Genomic DNA, 24,441 nt, shown 5'->3' on the forward strand with positions numbered 1-24,441 from the left:
TTTTATTGATTACATTTAGAAAAGGGGAGTATGAGATATGGGTACAGCGGCAAAAGCATTAATCGGAGCAGCGGGTTTGTTCCTCGCTATCGCCTTGATTACGTTGAGTGTAACACTGTTCGGCACAGCCCAGGAGGGGGCCAAGCAAGCGCAGACAGAGTTTTCCGGCATTCAGACCGAGCTGTCAGGACAGGCGTATGCCGGCTATGATAATACGATTTTGACTGGCAGCCAGGTGGTGAACACCATTCGCAAATTCGGCAATAAAGAAAATTTTACGGTCAAGGTGTCCACGAACAAGAACAAAAGCGGCACCCTCTATACCAAAGGCAGTATCGGCAGCGCCACTGATATTACCTCCAGTGAATATGTCAATCCGTCAGGACAATTCAAAGGTGTGATCATTCGTGACGAGAACAATGTGGTCACAGGCATTGAATTTACGCAAAGCTGATGGACAGGAACTGCCGAAATGGATAGTATTACTGCCAAAATGCTGTTTACTGCGGTCGGTTTTCTGCTGTTCATCAGCGCGGCCGCAGTTGGAGTCGGATTGTTTATTCAAAACCACGTTGCACTGGATAAAGTGGATGCCGTGCTGAGCAGCCGGGATCGGGACATCGTCGTCATTCCGGTGATGGAGGAAGAAGAGAAGGTTAGCGGGGCCGGAGTTATGCAGTCCATTTTCCAAATTGCGGAGCTCGGAGCGGATATTCAGGTGGACGGTTATCTTTTTTCCAAAGACGCCGGTATAGAAGATACGGAGGTTTCCATCATTGATTTACGGGCTGTCTACAGCTCGTCGTATCAAAGGAATGGGGATGGTGGGCTTGAACGTTTAATATTCAGAAAACAATGAGAAATGGAGATCGTAAATGGCCAGGTATGTGCTTTATCCGTTTGCCATTATGGTTGCTTGTCTGCTGCTCTATTTCTATCCTATGCAAACGGCCTATCAACAGCAGGATCAAATAGCGTATAACATTGCTTATCAGGCGACCACCAATTTTGTGGATGCTGTGCGCAGCAAAGGATACATTACGCCAACCATGTATAAAGATTTTACGAGGGAGCTTGGCGTTTCAAATCTATATGATATTCAAATGGAGCATAAGGCAAAGCAGTATAATCCGGTCTATCTGGACCCGCTTGATGGCGCTACCTTTACCGGGAAGACAGATGTTTATTTTGAGACCCGATACACGAAAAGCATTTTGGCCGTTCTATTTCCTGCGGGAGGCAGTTCGGATTTTGCGGATAACCGGAAGTATTACATGCGGGAGGGGGACTTTTTCACCATTACGGTGAGGAATACGAATACGACCAAGGCTGTCCTGATGCATAACTTCTTAACCAATGATCATTCAGGAGACTCGACACGAATCTATATCCCTTATGGAGGGATGGTACTGAATGAAGATTATTAGCTGGTCGCTTGTGCTGGTGGTGATCGTGTTTCCACTTTTCTTCCAAAATAACTTACGGGTGCTGGAGCAGGAAAGGACTCAGGAAAAGATTGTGCTCTATGATGGAGCTGTGCGGACAGCGGTGCAGGATGCGGCTTTTGCACTGCAGTTGAATGAAGATCAGGACCTGGGGAGCGGCTATGCTTCTTTTAAACGGATTCGTGCCAATAAAGAACTGGCAGTAGAGGCTTTTTACGAGACGCTTTTTAATAATGTAGGGATTCGTGATGATGAAACTGCCCAAGGGGTGCTTAAAACGTATATTCCCCTGATTGCGGTTGTCGATTACGACGGTTTGTGGGTGTATACCAACGAAACCTTCCGGAATGGAAGAGGAGAAAATGTCAACAAGCAGGTATGGAAATCCAAAAAGCCGTTTGCTTATGCAGATGAGCAGGGAAACAGCCTTTCTTTTACGCTGGACGATTATGTGTATGCTTATGACGCCGATGCGAAAACGTGGTTTGAGGGGACGAGAGCGAACGTCGCTGTTCTTACCGGCCACAGCATAGCTCTGCTTGACGATCCGGTGCTTTTTGAACAGGTGCGGCGGACGACGATTATATCGGTGCTGCAGGACAATTTGGCATATTACATTAATTCCTATAACGAGTATGTACAGAAACTGGGCATAACCTACACATTTACGCTGCCGCGTGTGGAACAGGAGGAATGGAACAACACGATAAACGATATCGGGGTCATTTCCTTTATTCAGGGCATGCCAGTTGGGCTGAATCGCTATAACAGCTATGCGCTCGGCGGCAGCAGGCTGATTAAAAATACGGAGATATTCGGATACGTGGAAGATGGTATCAAAGTCTACTATCGGGCCTCCGATAACCATGCGGGTGAAATCATAGAAAAATTCACAAGTGAGAAGGAGGCGGCTTTGGCCGGTTATTTTCCGGGAAGTGCAGTGAAAAAATAATCTGACAAATTCTAGTGAAACTTTTTGGAGAAATTGGAAGTGGAGGTTACACTGAAAGAGTATATGGCAAGAGACTAATTGGGGGGTTAAAACATGGGGATGAAAAAAGTAATGGTATCGGTTGCTGCAGGAATGCTTGCTGTGGCTGCGGTATGGGGATCAGTTGGAGTAGAGGAAGCTTTCGCAGCTTCGGTTTTCAAGGATATACCGGCAGGACACTGGGCCAAGGCCTCTATCGATGCTGCTGTTAACAACGGATATTTAAAGGGATATTCGGACGGAACATTTCGCCCTAATGCACAAGTTACACGCGCGGAATTTGCTGCCATTTTGTCCCGCGTCTCCAGCAATGAGGTGGAGGGAGGAAAAGGAAGTTTTCCGGACCTGTCCGGTAACTGGAGTGAAGAGGAAGTTAATAAGGCAATCGGGATGGGCTTTATCTCCACGAGCGATTACCCTAATGGGTTTAAGCCGTCCACGTCACTGACTCGCCGCGAAATGGCGAAATGGATGGCCTCCGGTCTGGCCGCGGCACTAGAAGATTTTCAGACTGCTTTGTCCGATACGCAAGACACACTGGTTCCGGTTGCTGAGTATTACAAAGGTGGACTGAACAAGACCGATTATCCGTATGTGTCGGTAGCGCTGGGAACAGGACTGATGACTGGATATGAGGATGGAGCATTCGGTCCGTCCAAGACGACGACGCGCGCCGAGGTTGCCGCCATTTTGGGGCGATATGAGTCTGTGCAAAAGAAAAAGGCTGCGGATTTTCGGGATTTGAATGAGATGAGAGAGGTGGGGCTGACAGGGACGAATTTGACTTCGCTGACGCCTTATAAGTTCGGGAAATACACTGATGGTACTCCGGCAGATTTTAGCCAGATTAAGGATAAAGAATTTAAACTTCGCAACAATCTTGGAACTCAGACTATTCATCGCATGATAGTTGTTGAGTCCGGTAGCGATAAGAAGCCTAGAAATCTATACGGAAAAATGTTTATTGATGACAAATTTGATTGGCCTGTAAAAGGCGACCGTTATTATGTTTTTACAGAGGCAAGCGTTACACCGAATGGAGAGCTAACAAACCTCGCATTTGCAAATGCAACCGGAAATAGGTTTCTAAGTGGGGCTAACTTTGAGACTGGAACATCTAAAACATTTGGAATTACAAATTTACCGCACGACGATTATATTTCATCAGGGTTCTTTAAGAAGGGTGTAACTAGGAATTTCTGGATGTATACTTCCATGCCCAAGAAAGCTACAGACGGAAAGGTTATAGAACAATTAGTAGTTAACGGTAGGTCAACAGTTTTAATTCTAGAATAAGCGGACGAGAGGATGAGATATTATTGCCTCCGAAATTATTAAAAATTGCCCTGTTTCTTCTTATAGGGATGTTCTCAATACTATTTTATGGTGGATTAAGTGTCCGTGCTGCTGAAAAGGTAACTGCTGTAAGTTCGAACCTTGACGATCAGTTGAAGTTGAAGAGTTCATATGTTACGCCTGAAGGACCAGTTCAAGAGCAAAAATATGTTATTCCTGTGAGCGGATTTAAGGATGCCAGACCAGGAGTTTATTGGGTGCAGAGAGATGATGGGAAGTGGACCGCCACTTCCTATCGAGCACCTGGCGGAAAAGTTATTGTACCGAATGTCGGTACTGACAAAAAACCTTGGCCTGCAGCTGAAGAAGTATCGGACAAGATTGATATGAATAAGCCGGATTATCAACCTGATGGTTATACTGATGCTAACGGATTGCCTCAAGCCCCAGGTTTCATAACGAACAAACACATTGCTAAAGCTGAGACAATGGAAGATTATCAGGGAATTACTTCAGAAATTACAAAGCTCGAAGTTATTGATCTGCACTACATTACTATTACCTCTGAAACTGGTGAGACTAAACCTGGGGAAACTGGTGAAGGGGATTATAGATCTGAACATAACAAACAACAAGAGGATGAAAATGGTAAAAAACTCTTTCGTCCTGGAGGACAGGGCTACCCTAAAAATACAGCCCTATATCTTACCCCGCTTAATATTGAATGGCGCGGTACGATTGTTGAGAAAAAGAAAATCCTTGCAACTGGCGTCCAACAAATGGAAGTTGGACAGGAAGCACAGTTCAAAGGGGAGGTTGCTACCCAAGCTCCGGGGGAGACGGCATATGGGGACCAGGTAGATATTACTCAACGCCCCGGCCGAACTGAATGGTCTTCGGATAACAATTCAGTAGCAACTGTTAATCCAGAGACGGGTCTTGTCAAGGCGATAAGCCCTGGGGTGGCCAAGATCACGGTGCAATGGAAAAATGGAACGTACTGGCTTACGGATACCGTTGCCGTAGCAGTAGGCGGCGCTCCACTTCCGGAGGAACCAGAAGAACCAGCCGTGGTTTGCACTCCTCCAGAATCTGCAGGAGTCAAGACCGACAGCCAGATGAACAGCAGCGCAGTTGGGAAGATCAAGGCGGACGTACGGGGATCTGAAAATTTTGAAGTGGCCAAAGGCATCCCCACTTCGGAAAGCTTATATGGCAACGTTTTGGCGAAGGAATATCTGTATAACAACAAATTCGAGAAGTTCACCGGCACGTGTACGTTTACGGTTCCCGTGAGCAAGACATATAAACTGAAATGGACGGAGAAAGAGGAGTATGAAAACAGTAAGGGCGAAACGAAGACGCGTAATGTTAACAAGTCGCGAACTGTCACCGTGACCCCATCCTATGACATTGTACGGCACTATTCCTACTGGACGATTCCTGACCTGCAGGTGTATAAAATCGACAATGCCAAGCTCTATAATTACGCCTTCCAGGGTAATGGCATCGTCATTGATCCAGGCAGCTCCTACAAAGTGCCGACGATGGATGTGGAAACGGAAGTAGAGAATCTGCTGGAGCCGTCACCGGTATCGGCTTCCGCTCCAAGTCAGACGATTGACGGCGGCAGCAGCGAACCGGATGTTCCGGATGAAAACCTTGAGAGCTATGCGGAGGAAGAGACGCCGGAACTGGATGTGCGTAACGACAAGCTCACATTCAACGGAGAGACCGTGATGGACGGCTCCATGGTCAAAACCAAGACCAAGGATCCTGGAGCGATCAAAACGCCGCTCAGTATTGACGAAAACGCTCTGTACCGTCCGGAGAACGTTATTCCGGTCAGCAAGACCAACAAGGCAGATAATGAAAGCACTGGCACGATTGAGTATTCACCACTGGACGGCAGCTTGGGCAATCCGGAAAACGTGCGGCAGCCGGTAGATGATTTGAACAGCGTTACGGTTCATACGCCGGTGGTGATGTACCCCAGCGTCACGAATGACAAGGAGCATAACCAGAAGGTATACCCGACTGCAGGCACCGCGGCCCTGGTTCTGGACAGGCCGTTTACTGTCACCATTCCGACGATCGGGCAGCACCGGGATATTAAAGGATACGGTAACCGGGACTATGCGAAGTACACGGCATATAAGCAGGTACTGTTCGAGTTCGATGTCTACAATGAAGATATGGGCAAGTACATTCCGGCCAAAACCTGGATCGATATTCCGGTGACTCAACTGCAGACCACGTTCCGGATGCCGGTATGGGTCGATGAAGGAAAATATACGGTCCACTTCCGTTCGATAGCGGAGAATGCACCTGAAAATTTCACCTGGGAGAAGATGGCCAACTTCGACTTGGCCAACCATGTGGCGATCAACACGGTGCCGGTGGAAGTGATTGGGCGCCTGTATGACTTCAAGGTAACGGACATTATGGACTACGATTGGGAGACGGTCTTCCGCACGAAGAAGGGTAGCTCTGAGCCTACCGGTGTAGCTTATTGGGTCGGGCCGAACTCCATAGACGGTGCGCCCCGTGGGAATAAGTCTCCCTTCATGCTTCCGATCCTGCCGGGCAGCCACCCGAACAGCGGGTATAAGAATGTGGCCGTGAAGACCGGCTATGCGTTCAAATTCGACTTTAAGACGAAAGGGAATAATTTCGGTCCAAAAGACCACGTGAAGATCGTGCCGACATTCTACTTCGTGAATAAAGACGGAACCCAGCGCCAGAAAGTCGATCTGTATTATCACAATCAGACGACAGGTCAAAAATTCGTGAAAATCGGTTCCAGCCAGGACACGTTGACCCGCAGCATGGTTCTGAATACCCCGTTGCGAAACGTCTCTTCAACGGAGCTGAACAACACGGCCAAATACGTGGCCACCTATGGCTTCACCGACTTTCTGAAGCAGTCCTCGAATAAAAGCACCATTGGCGGGTACAGCCTGCTTGATTTAACGCAGCGGATACGGACATTGGTCGGACCGACGTCCAATCTCCCGAAAACGGTAGATCCGGGCCGGGCCGTGGCATCCGTTCAAAAATGGTATTGCGAGTACAGTTTGCCGGCAGCTCCGTATGTCGTTCCGACCGGGTTTAATATTGCGGAGTACGGCAGAACCAATAAGCTAACGGATCACTCACCGATTTTCCTGAAGGACGGCTTCATTGTGGTGAACTTCAGCATTGAAACCTATCAGGATGGATTGGATACGCCGCACCTGCGGTACTACAGGTTGCCGGGGGACAGCACACCGCTGGATAATCAATGGCAGCTCGAAGGGTACAGCAATGTAGTCCAGGACAAGTATGGCCATGAATTTGCAGCACCGGATGGGGATGTTGTTTACTATCATGCGAATCTGTCCAGCTATGACGACTTCAAGTCTTCTGTAACCCATTAACATGTAGAGGGGGGAAACCATTTGCGAAGATGCGTGAGCATTCTTCTCCTGATCATACTGGTATCCGGTATCTTTAATCCGTATTTCGGCTCAGCCGTTTACGGATCGAGCGACATGCCGGAGGCAGCCAATCAAGCGAAGAATGCGGAATTACCTATACGAAATTCTTCGGACTCTCTCTCGGAGCCAGTGAAACAAGCTGCAGATCCGGAGCGAGAAGAAGCTATTCAAAATAACATAAATTCTTATAACAACGGAATAAATACACCTAAAGATGATGCCATTGTACCCGATATGCCGAATATTTTGGTGAATAACGTGAGCTGGGACAGCGATGAAAAACAGCTTGCAATTCAGGATGGAGCGGATGCAGGCGGCAGTGGTGTACTGAAAAGCCAGTACAAGCTGGGTGATGGTGAATGGCAGGATTATCGTTTACCTGTTCGCGTTCCGGAACAAGATACGATCATCTATGCACGTACGCTGGATCATGCTGGGAACATCAGTGCAGTAGCTCAGGCCACGACGGCTATTCCCAAAACACGGCCGGCTACGCCAAGTATTCAGTTGAGCAGTATTGACTATACAGATCAACCGATACTTGTAACTATTTCCAGGAGTCGTGCAGGAACAGAGAAGACCCAGTACAAATTGGGGGAGTTTGGTTCTTGGATTGATTACACGGAGCCTTTTACCATTACCAAGGAAGGCAGAACCACGGTGTATGCTCGTGCTATGGGTTTCTCCATGGTGGTGAGTAATATTGCCTCTGTGGATGCCAAAGTCCAATCAGTGCTTTCTACCGGACCGGTAATGCACACAGCTAAGGAATGGGCAGCACTAGCGAATGCCTATCAAACAGAGTCGGATATTCCATTCATGCAACGTATGAAAAGCTTAGTTTTATCTGCAGTTCATAAACTGGCGAACCACGATGGGCAGCTGTATCTCATAAATGTAATAGCTGTTTTACCAGCTAAAGAGCGCCGCGGAAATAGAAAGATCCAGATGGCAAAGTCACTTGGGCAGCGGAAGAGTATGAGAAAAAAAGTCATAGCGATATTTCTAGTTGCGGCTATGACGCTGCAAATTTTCAGTTTCATCGTCCCGCCACAGGTTGATGCCTACTATTCTGGACAGACGTGGAATGATTCTAGTCGTCAAAGCACAGTTACTTTTGATTTTGGCGCACCTGGAATTGATCCTTATGAGTATTCTGTGAGATTAGGATTAGATTTTGTTTACCCTGGGGCTAATTTTAACGTGTATATTTCTCAAGATGGTGTTAATTGGATTTTAGGCGAATCTTACAGCATGGGGAGCTCATATGGCATTTCATACACACCAGTAAATGAAGATATTGCTCGCCAACTCAAGACTATTCGTTATTTTCGTGTCACTGCTGATCAAATAATACCTCGATCGTCAGCCATGCTCCAGGCTCAAGATTATTATTCTGATTATCAGCCTCCGACTGCTCCAGTCGTAACTACTAATCCGTCTGGATGGACTACATCTAATGTGACAGTAAACATCGGGGGAAGCACGGATAATTATGCTGTACGAAAATATCAGTACAGACTTTCTGGTGCTACAAGTGGGGACTGGACTGATGGAATAAGTTTGGTAATTAGTAATCCAGGAATCACTCAGATTGATGCACGCGCTCTGGATTATAGAGGTAACAGCAGCTCTATCACTACAGTCAATGCTTACATTGATAGAACTGCGCCGGCCGCTCCAACCATTATTCCGGATCGTAGCGGTTGGGGTAACGGCAATAAGGTTATCACCGTTGTTCACGGCTTCGACAACCTTAGCGGCGCTCAAAAATCTCAGTACCAGCTTAACGGAGGCAACTGGATGGATTATACGGGACCGTTCACGGTAAGCGACCGGGTAACGGTTGGGGCGAGAACGCTGGACCAGGTTGGAAATATCAGTTCTACCTCCACTTTGGATACCCTGATTGATAAGGTGGCACCTACTGCTCCATCGATCTCCGCCGATCGAAGTGGCTGGTACAGCGGCAACAAAGTAATCACGATCGCACACGGTCAGGATGCTGTGAGTGGTGTGCAAAAATCACAGTATCAACTTAACGGAGGGGGATGGACGGATTACATATCGGCCGTGAATATCACCCAAGAGGGCGTCAATGTTTATGCACGAACTATAGACAATGCAGGCAACATTGGACCGGTCTCCGTACTGGATCCCCAAATTGATAAAACGGTTCCTACAGCTCCAACGATAGTAACCGACAAGACCGGAAAATCCAATACAACAGTTACCGTCACCCTCACGCCAGGAACGGACGCAAAGTCCGGAGTGGCCAGAACGGAGTATGCTCTGGCTGGGGCCACCGTTGCCGATTGGAAGACCTATTCATCTTCCTTCCAGGTGACCAATGAAGGGCAAACCACCGTCAGCGCGAGAACCGTGGATAATGCAGGCAATATCAGCAGCATAAAAACGGCTGTAGTACACATCGACAAAACAGGGCCCGCGAAGCCAACGATCGTACCGTCAAAAACACTTTCGAATGCGTCCATACCTGTAGAGATTGTGCCTGCTGCAGATAGTGATTTAAAAGGTACTGAATTTAAGCTGAATGGTGCGGTGACACAGAATTGGCAGCCATACAACGGACGATTTTCTATTCCCGCGACTGAAGGAGAAACGACCATTACTGCGCGCTCCTTTGACGACGTAGGGAATCTGAGCCCCGTAAGCACGGCATCCGTACAGATCGATATGGCCAAGCCGACCAGCCCGGTCATCACGACGGATCCGATCGGTAAGTCCTCTACAAACGTTTCTGTCAGCATTACACCGGGAACAGATGAGTTCTCTGGGGTAGACAAAACAGAATACGCATTAAGTGGCGCAGAGAATGTAGACTGGAAAGAATCGAAAGAGCCGTTCATCGTCACTACTGAAGGAGAGACCGTTGTCAGGGCTCGGACCATCGACAAAGCAGGGAATTTTAGCGACGTGACCGAGGAAATCATCCGGATCGACCGGACAAGCCCCGGCCTGCCGGAGATACATCCATCCAAAACTGTGTCGAACCGCGATATCCGGGTCACTATTAAACCTCCGGCCGATCAGGATGTCAGCCTGACGGAATACAAATTAATAGGGACCTTAAATCAAGGCTGGCAGCCGTACAGTTCCGAATTTGTGATACCCGCTGCTGTGGAAGGAGAGACGGTAATTACCGCGCGCTCCACAGACGACGTAGGCAACGTAGGGAAAGAAACAAGCGTTACGGTTCTCATTGATACGACTAGCCCAACGGCGCCAATAATCGAAGTGAGTAAGGCCTCTCCAAGTCCGGAAGATGTGAGCGTGCATATCCGACCAGGAACGGATACCGGATCGGGCATGCATCGGACGGAATATATCCTGTCTGGAGCAACACAGTTGAAGTGGCCAGTGGACGCGGAGGATGATTTTACCGTCTCTGCTGAAGGAACAACCGTTATCACGGCTCGTTCCTATGATCAGGCCGGAAATGTCAGTCAGGAAGCTGTCTATGAGCTGACGATTGATAAGACAAAGCCGGTTGTCACTGTGACTACTGACGCCGAATATGCTCAAGACGCTATCCAGGCGGAATTTAAATTTGCAGATAGCATCTCCGGCATAGACAAACGATATATTCAGATTTCCGACTCGCCTGATGCACCAACGACCTGGAAACTGGTCGATAGCGACACTGAGACTACGATCACAGATGAAGGCATTTGGTACGTACATGCAAAAGCCATCGATAAGGCCGGTAATGTGGCAGATGCGGATCCGCTACGTGTAGTGGTAGACCGGACGGCGCCGAGCGCACCGGTGATTACTACAACTGAAGACGATTACACTGCCGGCAATGTGGATTTCACGGTCGATGGCAGCACCGACACGCTCAGCCCGTTTCATTATGAGTACCAGATCGGTAACAGCTCATTTGAAAGAGGCGATAGTGGCAACATCACTGAGGATGGTACGGTAGTGATCTCTGCACGCGCCATTGATGTAGCAGGGAACGTGAGTGCCGTAACCAGCAAGACGGTATATGTCGATAAGCAGGGACCCGCTATAGACCTCGATCCGGACGGTCGCGGCTGGTCGGATGATGACATCCAAGCTTCCGTTTCCTTTTCAGATGAAGGATCGGGAGTCAAAGAGAGGTATTACAAAATTACAAATTCCCTGGACGAGCCAGCCACCTGGGATATAGCAGCCGATAACCGGGTGGAAGTAACAATCCAGGATGAAGGAATCTGGTACATCCATGCCAAAGCGGTGGACCAGGTGGGGAATGAGGAGATCACCGTTTCGAAGCCGTTCCGCCTGCAGGAGGAGCCGGAGGTTCCAGCTTTATCCGTTCAATCGGTAAAACAGGATGAGGCAGTCCTGGAGTGGACCTTGCCGAATGGATCTGCTTATACGGACGGCTATCAATACACCCTATACAATCGGTCCACTGGGCAGTATTTCACAGCTGATTATCCGGAAAACGTGCTTACCGTTACGGGTCTGCAGCCGGGTACGCGATATCCGTTTGAGCTGGAAGTGAGCAATCATGTTGGAAAAGCAACCAGCAGCACAGAAGAGGTTCTGACCCTGCCTGCAGCTCCGCAGCATATGGTTGTATCACCAGTCGAAAATGACTTCAGCCAGGTGTTGGTCAGCGCGGACCCTGTGCAGTCGGCAACTGCCTACCGCTTGAGAGCAGTTCAAGCTGATACGATGCAGGAAATGTTCAATGAGACGGTTACGACCAGCGTGTATGCGCCGGTGCTGAACCTGCAGCCGGCTACGTTCTATGACATTTCCATATCCGCAATCAATGAGAGCGGGGAAGGCCCGGCTACGCACCAGTCCGTCATGTCGCTCCCGGCGTCTCCAGGATTCACATATGTTCAGGTCGGAGAACGTGACATCGATCTGCAGTGGGATAGCGTAACGAGCGCTACCTATTATGAACTGGAACGGGATGGAACAACGGTGTACGACGATGTGTATAACGCTTTCCATGATATCGGATTGAATTCCGGAACCGAGTACAGCTACCGCTTAACCGCAACGAACGAGTCCGGTAGCGGGGATGAAGCAAGGCTTGATCTCATTACTCTCCCGGCCAAAGCCGAAAACTTCAGCAGTCTGGACGCTGGCGAGGATTGGATCCGGCTCGGTTGGAAGCCAGTACGAGGGGCAGCGGGGTACTGGTTCTCCGTTGACGGTGGTTCGCCAATGCAACTGGAATCTGGTCAAAACGAGATTACGATCCGGGATCTCTCAGCCGGTCAATCGGCTCAATTTACAATTAAACCGTATAACCGCAGCGGTTTAGGGGTAACAGAAGCAACTTATGCACTGACGCTCCCGCTGCAGGTGAACGAACTCCGATTCACTGAAATTGGCGAGAAGAGTGTCAAAGTGAACTGGAATGCTGTGCCTGGCGCGACCAAGTATCAGGTAAGCATGAATGGAGAGACAATGACCGTTTCCGATACGTTTGCTGTTTTCAATGGGCTTGAAGGTGGGACGGCCTACGAAGCAAGCATAGCCAGCGGAAATTCCTCCGGGTTTGGGAAAGAAGTGGACGCAAGCGTACTCACGCTTCCGGCAGCTCCGCAGGGATTGAAAAGCGTGAACGCTAAGGATAAGTCATTTACCTTAGCATGGACGCCCTCGAAGAGCGCGACATCATACCGGATAGAACAGGAAGGATTTAGGAATCTTGGAACTGTGACCGGGCCTGCTATTAACGTGGGTGATCTTCTTCCTGGGGTTATTTATCACTTCCGCGTTTTTGCAATCAATGAAAACGGTGAGGGGAACAACAGCCGGTTCACATGGCGGACATTGCCAAGCAGTATGCAAGAAGACTCCCTTCAGGTTTCCGAAATTACATCTTCCTCCGCCCAGGCTACTTGGAAGGAGGTCACGGGAGCCGACTTTTACCGGGTTTATCTGGATGGACAAATCATTGAGGAGACTACAGGCTCCATATATGATTTCATCTCCTTAAACAGCTCTCAGGCATATACGGTTTCGGTGGAGCCCGTCAACACCAGTGGAAGCGGAGGAATGATTTCAGCAGCCTTTGAGACCAAACCATCGGGTGATTTCACGTTAAGCAGTGAGCATACTACCGAATCAGTTACACTTTATTTCGATGACGTTCAACCGAATGATACTGTGGTCGTTTCCTTGGCTGGAAAAGAGGTATATCGTGGTAAGGCCCAATCTTTTATCAAAGGAGAACTGACTGCTGGAACCAACTATACTTTCATCGTTTGGACGGAGAATGCCAGGGGGATGAAATCTGCATCGAAAGAACTCACCGTGCAGACTGACGCGAGAGTAACTGGCGGGTCCGGTGGGGGTGGTGGAGGCGGCGGCCAAACCACGGTTATTGAGGAACCAGGTTTCACGATTCAAATACCAGCGGAGCCACAAACTCCTGTTGCTGAGATTGACAACGCCACAGGAGCATCCAAAGATATAATATTCAAAGATATTGATAGAACCTTTAGCCGGGAGAAAATCACCTTTTTAGCTAAGAATGGCGTAATTGAAGGTACTGCAGAAACGACATTTGAGCCTAACCGGGCAGTTACACGCGCTGAGTTTACTGCCATGATGGTTCGGGCACTGGAGCTTCCGGAAGCATCCGAAACGGCACTGTCTTTTAAAGACATCGACTCAGAAGCATGGTACATTCCTGGGCTGCAGACGGCAATTGCTCATATCGTTGCCCGAGGTTTCAGTGAGGATATATTTGCTCCTGTTGCTGTGATTAACCGGGAACAGGCCAGTAAAATGATCGGAAACGCTTTGCGGAATTTACCGCAGGAAGCAATCAGCAATGTGTACAAGGATGAAAGTGGCATTTCTTCATGGGCAAAGGGGGAAGTACTGGGGCTGACCCAGGAATCACTGGTTCAGGGGTACCCTGACGGGACTTTCCGTCCGAAAAACAATGTCACTCGCGCTGAAGCAGCTGAAATGATCTATAATATGCTGCAAAAGCATTGAAGAGGCATGAATATCTTCTTTGCATATCCATTGCCGACATAGTTGGTCTATAGAGTATATTGAATGTAACTGAATGTACAAAAGAAGCCCTCCTTTAAAAGGTTGCTTGTCACTTCCATTTTAATAAGGAGTGGCTTCTTTTTGTTACAATAGCGTAAGCCGCCTCACAACTCTACTGCTTTTGTCTTCTCAGTCCAACACTTTATTTCCCAGTCAAATTCCTTATTCTCACAATGGATCTCTGTTGGGCGGATTTCGCGTTGCTTGCTTATGTGGGTTTCTTTTGGTATTATAACTGACGAACGTTCGTCAGTGTAGGGGGTGTCGGTTTGAAGAGCAGTGAAATCAAGGATGCGGCATTAAAATTTTTTACGATTCACGGTTATGAAGGGGCTTCTCTCGCTCAAATCGCGGATGCAGTCGGCATGAAGAAACAGTCCATCTACGCTCATTTCAAGAGCAAGGATGATCTGTTTTTGCATGTTCTGCGTGATGCGAAGGAAGCGGAACTGTCATCCAAGCTGGAGTATTTTGGCACGATCGCTTCGCCGGACCCTGAGCGGGACTTGTACGGTTTTTTGCGGCTGATCATTGATTTGTTCCAGAGAAACGAGCTGTTGAAATTTTGGCTGCGCATGTCGTTCTTTCCACCGGCACATTTGGCTCAAGCTATTGAGAAGGAAGTTATTGATCTGGAGACGCAAGTGCAGAGGGTACTGGAGCGCAAATTTCAGGAATGGCTTGATGCCGGAGTCATCGTTGGAGACACTGCGCAAATACCGACATTGGCTTTCCTGGGCGTAGTGGACTCCATTATATTGGAGCTCGTATATGGCAATGATGAGAAGCGACTGCAAGATAAGCTGGAAGCGTCCTGGGCTGTTTTTTGGCGGGGCGTTTCGCGTTCATGATAGAATGCGTCAAGTTTAGAAATGAACCAGAAAGCGCAGAAAGAGGTAACGATGATGCAGAAACCGATTAAAGAGCAAAAAGCGGTATTACTCATACTGCTGAGCAATATATTTATTGTTTTTCTGGGGATTGGTCTGGTTATTCCCGTTATGCCGTCTTTTATGAATATTATGCATTTGTCGGGCAAAACGATGGGTTATCTGGTAGCTGCATTTGCGGTTGCCCAGTTGCTGGTGTCACCGATTGCCGGCCGATGGGTTGATCGTTATGGCAGGAAAAAGATCATCCTGCTCGGCCTGCTGCTGTTTAGCATTTCGGAATTGATTTTTGGTGCAGGTACGAATGTGTGGGTGTTGTATCTCGCCCGGGTACTGGGTGGGATCAGCGCCGCATTCATTATGCCGGGCGTCACCGCTTATGTGGCTGACATTACTTCGGTAGAGGAACGTCCCAAGGCGATGGGTTATGTTTCGGCTGCGATCAGCACCGGTTTTATTATCGGTCCTGGCATTGGCGGCTTCATTGCCGAGTACGGCGTGCGATTGCCTTTCTACTTTGCGGCCGGAGTTGCTTTTGTGGCATGTCTTTGCTCTGTGTTCATGTTAAAGGAGCAGTTGACGAAAGAACAGCTCGCCGAAATTTCTGAATATACCCAGCAATCCAGTTTCGCAGGCGATTTACGGAAATCGCTGCGTCCAATCTATTTTGTCGCTTTTGTGATCGTATTTGTGCTCGCATTCGGACTCTCGGCGTACGAGACGGTGTTCAGCCTGTTTTCCGATCACAAGTTTGGCTTCACCCCGCAGGATATTGCCGTCATCATCACCGCCAGCTCCATTTTCGGTGTGGTCGTACAAATTTTCCTGTTTGGCAAAATGGTTGATATGCTGGGAGAAAAGAAGCTGATCCAGATCTGTTTGATCGCCGGAGTCATTCTGGCTGTCATTTCAACTTTGGTTTCCAGCTTCTGGGTCGTTTTGGCGGTAACCTGTTTTATTTTTCTGGCATTTGACTTGCTACGCCCGGCACTTACGACATTTTTGTCCAAATCCGCCGATAAAGAACAGGGTTTCGTCGCCGGCATGAATTCCACGTACACCAGTTTGGGGAACATTGCCGGACCAGCCCTTGGCGGAATTTTGTTTGATGTCAATATCAACTACCCTTACCTGTTTGCGGCCGTTATTATGGGGATCGGGCTCATTGTGACTTTCATGTGGAAGACAAAGCCAGTAACGGAAGAGAGCGGTTGAACGTAGTAATGTTCGCTTCTGCTTGGAGTATGGCCGATCAACCTTTCGCTCCATAGCTCCAAACAGGCTCGATAATCCCCAATAAGGCGCAACTCTTAGAGGTTTAATAAAAAACGGTAAGCCCACCCCCGGCATGACAGTCGTGTCTGGAAGGTGGGCGTCTGCGTTTGAATAAAATGATGTACGAACATCATTTTATAGAAATTAACGTCACAAAGACGTTGACAGCTTTTACCGCAAGGATTATGATGAATTTGAAATAAACAAAATAGCTTTCAGCACATAATGAGAGCGCATACAATCCGAGGTTGGATACTATGAACGATAGCAGAAGATTGACGCTCAAGGAAATTTCACAGATGATCGGAATCTCTGTGGCGACGGTGGATCGGGTGCTGAACAATAGGGGCAACGTCAAGCCTGCGACGTACCGCAAAGTGATGGACAAATTGCAGGAGTTGAATTATACCCCGAACAAGTCGGCCAGTTTTTTATCGCGGAAAAAGGAACTGTCGCTGGCGATTGTTTTCCCGGAGCTGCCGGACTATTTCTGGGACCAAATTGAGAGTGGGGTTCGGACGGCCTATGAGGAGCTGAGAGATTATGGGCTTCATATCGAGCTGTTCAAATCCGAAAAATATGATCTGGAGAAGCAGAAGCAGGTCGTTCTGGACCTGATTGAGTCCAAGGCGTTTGATGCGATAGCGATTTCGCCCAATGATTCCGAGGAAATGACGGATATTATCGACAAAGGGATCGACAGCGGTATCCCCATTTGCACCTTCAATAATGACTCTCCGCTCAGCAAACGGCTGTTTTATGTAGGCTGTGATTATCGCATTGCGGGCAGGTTGGCCGCAGACCTGCTGTGCAAATTCTCGGAAAGCCATGGCAGAGTAGGCCTCATTACTTCGGATGCCTCATCGGTACCGTCGGCCACGACGTTTCAGATGCAGCAGAAGATTATGGGTTTCAGGGAAGTCATCGCTGAATACGGTAATGTGGAAATGACGCAGATGCTGAAGCTTAAGCAGGAAGAGTATGAGGACCCGGATACCTTTGCAGATTTATTCAGTCAGGTCGATTCTGTTTATGTAACAAGCGCCAAGCTGCAGGTAGTGGCTGCTCATTTGGAGAAGGCGGGATTGGCAGGCAAAGTGGCGTTGGTCGGGCATGACATCACAACGGAAATTTATGAGTTCCTGCGCAGAAATGTCGTGACAGCAACAATTTGCCAGGATCCTGTGAACCAGGGCTATCTCACCGTAAAGACTTTGTTTGCCCATTTGGCTTATGGGGAGAAGATCAATATGCGGGAGAATATCACGAAGCTGGAGCTTGTAACGAAGGAAAATGCCCGCTATTACATTTAAAAAAAAGCATTGTCACCCTTATTCTGAAGCTTGCAGGAGTAAGGATGCATGCTTTACACAATAAAATGATGTACGTAAATCAATAATTTGCATTTAAACATCATTATTTCGGTTTTTTCGTTCATCGATACGTTTTTCTTACATCTTTTCTTTTATCATGCGGTTTTTCTTCCATCGTACAATGAAATTTTCCTTCATCATTAATCGCAATGCCGGTTTTACGCAGGATTTTATATCCGACTTTAAAAAAATGACTTCAAAAATTCCGCCACAGTTAAGTGGGCCCAATGCCCGCCGGCGTTAAGCATATATCCATCATGGCAACAGGAGTAAAAGCATAAAGGGGGACTTAGTGTGATCGGCAATATGAAGGCGCTAACAATTGTTGCGTGCCTGATCCTTCTTTTGACGGCTTGCACCCCGGGCCAGAATTCAGGGGAATCGGGAGATAAAGTGAAAATCACCTGGTGGGACACGATGACCAGTGACGCCAGTGTTGCAGCCATCAACAAAATCATTTCCGAATATGAGGAGACACATCCCAACATCACGATAGAACGGACCTATGTGTCTTACTCGGATATCAAGACCAAACTTCTGCTTGGGTCCATCGGCAACCAGGGGCCAGATATCGTCTGGATCGATAGTGCGGACCACCAAACGTTTGCGGCTGCCGGTGTGCTTGCGGACCTTACAAAAGAGATAGAAAAGTGGGGACAGGCCAAGCATTACATTGAGGGACCTTGGTCATCCACGGTTTACAATGGCCGGAATTATGGTGTGCCGGTCGGAAGTAACAATCTTGCTCTGTATTACAATACGGATCTTTTCAAAACAGCAGGATTACAGCCTCCTACTAATTGGGATGAGCTGCAGGCTGCGGCCAAAAAGCTGACCGATAAAGATGTGTTTGGCTTTGCTGTAAGCGCCGTCAAAACGGAAGAGGGAACGTTCCAGTTCCTGCCGTTCGTGCTGCAGGCCGGTTCGGACATTCCGGATTTTGATTCACCGGGAACTTTGAAAGCGCTAACCATGTTGACAGACATGGTGAATGAAGGACTGATGTCCAAAGACGTAATCACGCAAAAGCAATCGGATACTGCAACCCAGTTTGCCGCTGGTAAGGTAGCCATGATGGTGAACGGGACATGGCAGATTCCCTTTCTGCAGAAGAGCGCAAAAGTAAACTGGGATGTTGTTAAACTCCCATCGGATGTGCAATCCGCGACTGTGCTTGGCGGGGAAAACTGGGCTATCTCAGAGGCTTCCAAGCACAAGGATATCGCCTTTGATGTGATTCAATTTGCCAACGAACCGGAGCGGCTGAAAGAGCTGCTCAAGACGAACGGCCGGCTGCCGAGCCGCAGCGATTTGCTTCAGGATTCCTTCTGGCAGGAAGACCGGCAAATGAAGGTGTTTGCCGACAGTATGCAGGTGGCCAAAGCGAGAGCGTACGGTCCGAACTATGCCAGCATTTCGGAGGCGATCCAAACCATGCTTCAGGAAGCGCTGACAGGAGCCAAAACACCGGAAGCGGCCGTCAAGTCGGCCGGTGCAATTATTGCCTCGCTGCTTCAGGAACAACAAGAAGAATAGAAAGGGGGGATTCGGGATGGCGCACTCTGCAATGACTCCGGCAAAACGCTCCTCCAGATCGTTTTCATCATGGAACAATTATCTGTTCGTTCTGCCAATCGTGCTGTTCATGCTTGTGTTTGTCCTGTTCCCAATCGTTTATAACATTACGCTAAGCCTGCAGGATGTGAATGTATATAACTTCAAGAAGAAGCATCATTTTGTCGGCTTCGAGAATTATGTAAGCACGTTCAAAGATCCCGTGTTCTATACGGCTTTTCGCAACTCCATCGTGTTTACGGTGTTCAGCCTTGTTTTTCAGTTCGGAATAGGATTTGCTTTGGCCCTGTTCTTTAACCGCAGGTTTCCGGGACGAAATCTGATGCGCTCATTGATGCTGCTTGCCTGGATGCTGCCGATGGTCATTACGGCCTCCGTATTTCAGTGGATGTTGAACGGAGATTACGGGGTTGTCAACTTCATTTTGCAAAGCCTGGGCATCATTGATCAGCCGTACAGTTGGCTAAGTAACCAATCAACTTCGCTGCTGTCCACCATCATTGCGAACATTTGGGTAGGCATTCCGTTCAACATGATTATTTTGTTAACCGGTTTGCAGGGAATGCCTGAGCAGCTGTATGAAGCCGCCAAGCTGGACGGTGCAGGCAAATTGAAGCAGTTTCGTCATATTACACTGCCGCTGATGCGACCGACCATCCTCATTCTCATCATGTTGGGCATCATCAATACGTTCAAAGTATTTGACATCATTTTTATCATGACCGCCGGTGGTCCGGTGAATTCATCGAACGTATTGCCGATCTACTCGTACCAGATGTCCTTCACCAAATTTGAGTTCAGCCAGGGGGCGTCGGTATCGATGATTATGTTTGTCATCCTGATTCTGATTGCAATGGTGTACCTGCGTATGACGAGCAAGGAGGAGGCGCATTAGGATGGAGCAAGGTCGTAAAAACATTTTCCTGACTGTCATTGCCGTCATCATTACCGTTTTATTTCTGTTTCCTGTGTACTGGATGGTCAAAACGTCACTGACTCCGATCACGGACCTGTTCCAGACACCTCCGCAGTTTGGTTTGATGAATTCAACGTTTACCGCTTATGTTGATAACTTCATCAATAACCAGGATATGCTCCATTACATCGGCAACAGCTTTATCGTGGCTATCGGTACGATGGTGATGTCCCTATTGTTTGCTGTACCGGGAGCGTATGCGCTCGCCAGGCTTGATATCCGGGGCAAATCCATTCTACTGATTTTGCTGCTTGCTATTCAAATGCTGCCTGGAATCACGATGGCGATGCCCTTGTTCATCATGTTTTCCAAGCTCCACCTTGTGGACAGCTATCTGGGCCTGATTCTGGCGGATATGATTCATGCGTTGCCCTTCGCCGTGCTGATATTGAGGCCATCTTTTCTGGCGCTTCCCAAAGGGCTTGAAGAGGCCGCAGCTATCGACGGTTGCAACAAATTTACAGCGTTTACAAGAATCATTTTGCCGCTTGTCGTGCCTGGCATGATGACGGTTGCCGTGTTCTGCTTCCTGTTCGGGTGGGGGGATTTCATTTTCGCCTTGACCCTGACGACCGAAAACAGCGTACGCCCGTTGACCCTCGGCCTGTACCGCTTTATTGGCCAGTACGGCACGGAATGGAACAATTTGATGGCGGTGGCGACGATTGCTGCCATGCCGATCATTATCATTTTCGTCGCCCTGCAGCGCTATGTTGTGGGCGGAATTGTAGCAGGCTCCATGAAAGACTAATTATTCATAAAGACAGGAGAGAACCATACGATGAAATTTACCGACGGCTACTGGCATGTAAGATCCGGACTGAATGTACTGCACCCTGTGGAAATCCGCGATATTCAAACGGACGCGGAATCTGTGACCGTGTTTGCATCCACCAAAAAAATAGAGCATAAAGGAAATACACTCAACACCACGCTGCTCACGGTGCGCTACAGTTCTCCAATGAAGAATGTGATTGCTGTGGAATATATCCACAATGAACTGGACGAGGTCCTGCCCAAGTTCGAAATCCATCAGGAAGAGAATCTTGAAATTGCCGTAAAAAAAGAGAACGGGCGAGTCAGCCTCACCAGCGGTGACCTAAGCGTAAACATTGATCCACAGGACGGATGGAAGGTGGATTATGAATATGATGGCCGCCGACTGACCGGCTCCGGGTATAAAGGTCCGGCCTATATCAAGTCTGCTCCTGATGCCACGGCATATATGCGCGAACAGCTCGATTTAGGTATCGGCGAATACATTTATGGCTTGGGAGAGCGGTTTACTCCATTTGTGAAAAACGGTCAGGTTGTTGATATGTGGAATGAAGACGGAGGAACCTGCAGCGAGCAGGCGTACAAAAATGTTCCATTCTATATCTCGAATTACGGTTACGGCGTGTTTGTTGATCATCCGGAGCGGGTGTCCTATGAGGTAGCCTCCGAAAATGTATCCAAGGTGCAATTCAGCGTTCCTGGCGAAAGCCTGAAATATTACATTATTGGCGGCAGCTCCATGAAGGAGGTGCTTGAAAATTATACGGCTCTCACAGGCAAGCCGGCGCTTCCGCCCGCATGGTCATTCGGCTTATGGCTGACGACATCGTTCACGACGAACTATGATGAGGCGACGGTCAACAGTTTTGTCGATGGGATGCTGAAAAGGGATATTCCGCTGCATGTATTTCATTTTGATTGCTTCTGGATGAAGGAATTCCAATGGTGTGATTTTAAATGGGACGAAGACGTTTTCCCTGACCCACAGGCAATGCTGGACCGTCTGAAGAGTAAAGGGCTCCATATCTGTGTCTGGATCAATCCTTACATTGGACAAAAATCTTACTTGTTCAAGGAGGGCAAAGCGAACGGTTATCTGGTTAAAAATGCGGACGGCAGCGTGTGGCAATGGGACCGCTGGCAATCCGGCATGGGGCTTGTGGATTTCACCAATCCGGCTGCGGTGCGCTGGTTTAAAGACAAGCTGATTGAACTGGTGGATATGGGAGTGGACAGCTTCAAAACGGATTTCGGCGAACGCATTCCGACGGATGTGGTGTATTTTGACGGCTCCGATCCGGTGAAAATGCATAATTACTATACTTATTTGTACAATAAAACCGTGTTCGAGGCGCTTGAAGAAAGCCGTGGCAAAAATGAAGCGATGCTGTTCGCCCGTTCGGCTACGGCAGGCAGCCAGCAGTTTCCGGTGCATTGGGGTGGCGACTGTTCGGCGACCTATGCATCCATGGCGGAGACGCTGCGCGGCGGACTTTCGCTCGGATTGAGCGGGTTTACCTTCTGGAGCCATGATATCAGCGGTTTTGAACAGACGGCGACACCGGACTTGTACAAACGCTGGACTGCATTCGGGCTGCTCTCTTCCCACAGCCGCCTGCACGGCAATCAGTCATACCGTGTGCCTTGGCTTTTTGATGAAGAGTCCGTGGATGTGCTGCGCTATTTTACCAAGCTGAAAAGCAAGCTCATGCCTTATCTGTACTCCCAATCAGTTGAAGCTTCGCGCAGGGGCCTTCCGCTGATGCGTGCCATGGTGCTTGAGTTTATGAAGGATGCAAACTGCGCGCCGCTTGATCTGCAGTATATGCTTGGCGACTCTTTGCTCGTTGCTCCAATCTTTAATGATCGCGGGGAAGGCCGCTGTTACTTGCCAGAGGGAAGGTGGACGCATTTCCTGACAGGAGAGGTAGTGCAAGGAGGAAAATGGTACAGTGAGCAGTATGATTATTTCAGCCTGCCGCTGTTCGTTCGTGAAAACAGTATCGTTGCTGTAGGGCAGAATGACCAGCGTCCGGATTATGATTATGCCGATGGGGTTGAACTGCACCTGTTTGAGCTTCAGGATCAGGGTAAAGCAGTGGTGACTGTGCACAGTACAGCGGCAGAAGTGGAATTGCGCGTCAGCGTGCAAAGGGAAGATGGCAGCATTTTCATTCAGGCTGAAGGCACGGGCAAGCCTTGGAAAATGGTTTTGCGCTGCATCAGGGAAGTAGAGTCCGTGGACGGAGGCGGCTGGGAAACAACGGATGAGGGAGTTTGCATTATTCCGGATACAGTGTTGGGTCAATATCGGGTTACTTTGTAAAATTGGGCCTTCTCATAAGATTTAATGTGCTAAAAAGTGAAAACCGTCAGGGAGCAATCTCCCGACGGTTTTCTGGTGTATGGGGTTTTCTAATATTTAGTTTTTTCTTTGTATTTATCAGGTAAACCAACGGTTTTGATGGAATCCAATTCTCTGCTTCTTTCACTGCATCGCTTCCGAGTGATCGTTACTTTGTTCTTGAATACATAATTGTCTTCAAAATTCAGACGCAGCGTGCTATCATATGCTGCTGTGTCTTTAATTTCGAGCACATCGCTTTTCTAGCAAAGTGAAGCTTCAGTGTGCCTCGGCCGATAAAAAGGCACGAGGATAATTAAGGAGAAAAACTTGTTAGAAACGCTGGTTAGCAAGATGAAAAAATAATGCTTGCAAACATGAATGATTACATGTTATATTCTTATTCCGGCCGCTTGATACAAAATGTGGTTGCGAGAATGATAGTTTGATCTTTGAAAACTGAACAACGAGTGAGTAGGTTTTACATTGTAAAACCGATCCGCGAAGCCATTTGGTTCGAGTCTAGGACAGAATAAATGGCGGAGCGAAAAATGAGATATTAAATCTCGTCAGATTCAAATGAGCTTAATCGCTTTTGCAATAGACTGCATCCCATTCATCCGCTCTTTGCGAGATGGACCGAATGGTATGTAGGGGCGATCATCCTGTGGATGATCTTTATTGGAGAGTTTGATCCTGGCTCAGGACGAACGCTGGCGGCGTGCCTAATACATGCAAGTCGAGCGGAGTTAATGGAAAGCTTGCTTTCCTGAGACTTAGCGGCGGACGGGTGAGTAACACGTAGGCAACCTGCCCTCGAGACTGGGATAACTACCGGAAACGGTAGCTAATACCGGATAATTCGTTTTCCTGCATGGGAGAGCGATGAAAGACGGAGCAATCTGTCACTTGAGGATGGGCCTGCGGCGCATTAGCTGGTTGGTGGGGTAATGGCCTACCAAGGCGACGATGCGTA

At 48.4% G+C, this 24,441-nt stretch carries 14 protein-coding genes and 1 rRNA gene; all 15 read left to right on the top strand.

Annotation, left to right across the window (positions count from 1 at the left end):
- The first annotated feature begins 37 nt into the window (after positions 1 to 37).
- The gene (locus tag ACE5LO_RS17710; protein WP_375521335.1) at positions 38 to 454 is read left to right on the top strand and encodes an ABC transporter permease; all 417 of its coding nucleotides are present in this window, start codon (positions 38 to 40) and stop codon (positions 452 to 454) included.
- An 18-nt stretch (positions 455 to 472) separates the two neighbouring features.
- Positions 473 to 859 (top strand): hypothetical protein, encoded by a 387-nt coding sequence (locus tag ACE5LO_RS17715; RefSeq protein ID WP_375521336.1) that lies wholly within the window; start codon positions 473 to 475, stop codon positions 857 to 859.
- A gap of 16 nt (positions 860 to 875) precedes the next feature.
- Positions 876 to 1,427, top strand: coding sequence for a hypothetical protein (locus ACE5LO_RS17720; RefSeq protein WP_375521337.1), 552 nt, complete (start codon positions 876 to 878; stop codon positions 1,425 to 1,427).
- On the top strand, positions 1,414 to 2,397 hold the full coding sequence (locus ACE5LO_RS17725; protein ID WP_375521338.1) for a hypothetical protein: 984 nt from the start codon (positions 1,414 to 1,416) through the stop codon (positions 2,395 to 2,397). The genes ACE5LO_RS17720 and ACE5LO_RS17725 overlap by 14 nt, the downstream gene beginning before the upstream one ends.
- Positions 2,398 to 2,490: 93 nt before the next feature.
- The gene (locus ACE5LO_RS17730; protein ID WP_375521339.1) at positions 2,491 to 3,732 is read left to right on the top strand and encodes an S-layer homology domain-containing protein; all 1,242 of its coding nucleotides are present in this window, start codon (positions 2,491 to 2,493) and stop codon (positions 3,730 to 3,732) included.
- A 257-nt stretch (positions 3,733 to 3,989) separates the two neighbouring features.
- Positions 3,990 to 7,151 (top strand): DUF5704 domain-containing protein, encoded by a 3,162-nt coding sequence (locus tag ACE5LO_RS17735; RefSeq protein ID WP_375521340.1) that lies wholly within the window; start codon positions 3,990 to 3,992, stop codon positions 7,149 to 7,151.
- A 21-nt stretch (positions 7,152 to 7,172) separates the two neighbouring features.
- A complete protein-coding gene (locus ACE5LO_RS17740; protein ID WP_375521341.1) occupies positions 7,173 to 14,195 on the top strand; it encodes an OmpL47-type beta-barrel domain-containing protein in 7,023 nt (2,340 codons plus the stop codon).
- Between the two features lie 329 nt (positions 14,196 to 14,524).
- Complete coding sequence (locus tag ACE5LO_RS17745; protein WP_375521342.1) at positions 14,525 to 15,106, top strand: TetR/AcrR family transcriptional regulator; 582 nt, start codon at positions 14,525 to 14,527, stop codon at positions 15,104 to 15,106.
- Between the two features lie 21 nt (positions 15,107 to 15,127).
- Positions 15,128 to 16,360, top strand: coding sequence for an MFS transporter (locus ACE5LO_RS17750; protein WP_375521343.1), 1,233 nt, complete (start codon positions 15,128 to 15,130; stop codon positions 16,358 to 16,360).
- 317 nt (positions 16,361 to 16,677) lie between these two features.
- The gene (locus ACE5LO_RS17755; RefSeq protein WP_375521344.1) at positions 16,678 to 17,733 is read left to right on the top strand and encodes a substrate-binding domain-containing protein; all 1,056 of its coding nucleotides are present in this window, start codon (positions 16,678 to 16,680) and stop codon (positions 17,731 to 17,733) included.
- A gap of 354 nt (positions 17,734 to 18,087) precedes the next feature.
- Positions 18,088 to 19,329, top strand: a complete 1,242-nt coding sequence (locus ACE5LO_RS17760) for an ABC transporter substrate-binding protein (protein WP_375521345.1) — start codon at positions 18,088 to 18,090, stop codon at positions 19,327 to 19,329.
- Between the two features lie 16 nt (positions 19,330 to 19,345).
- Complete coding sequence (locus tag ACE5LO_RS17765) at positions 19,346 to 20,263, top strand: carbohydrate ABC transporter permease (protein ID WP_375521346.1); 918 nt, start codon at positions 19,346 to 19,348, stop codon at positions 20,261 to 20,263.
- Position 20,264: 1 nt separating this feature from the next.
- Positions 20,265 to 21,095 (top strand): carbohydrate ABC transporter permease, encoded by an 831-nt coding sequence (locus ACE5LO_RS17770; protein ID WP_375521347.1) that lies wholly within the window; start codon positions 20,265 to 20,267, stop codon positions 21,093 to 21,095.
- 30 nt (positions 21,096 to 21,125) lie between these two features.
- On the top strand, positions 21,126 to 23,447 hold the full coding sequence (gene yicI / locus ACE5LO_RS17775; RefSeq protein WP_375521348.1) for an alpha-xylosidase: 2,322 nt from the start codon (positions 21,126 to 21,128) through the stop codon (positions 23,445 to 23,447).
- Between the two features lie 696 nt (positions 23,448 to 24,143).
- Positions 24,144 to 24,441 (top strand): 16S ribosomal RNA (locus tag ACE5LO_RS17780); the annotation flags it as partial.

Origin of the sequence: Paenibacillus medicaginis (genome assembly GCF_042138635.1) — a bacterium.
Classification (GTDB): domain Bacteria; phylum Bacillota; class Bacilli; order Paenibacillales; family Paenibacillaceae; genus Paenibacillus; species Paenibacillus medicaginis.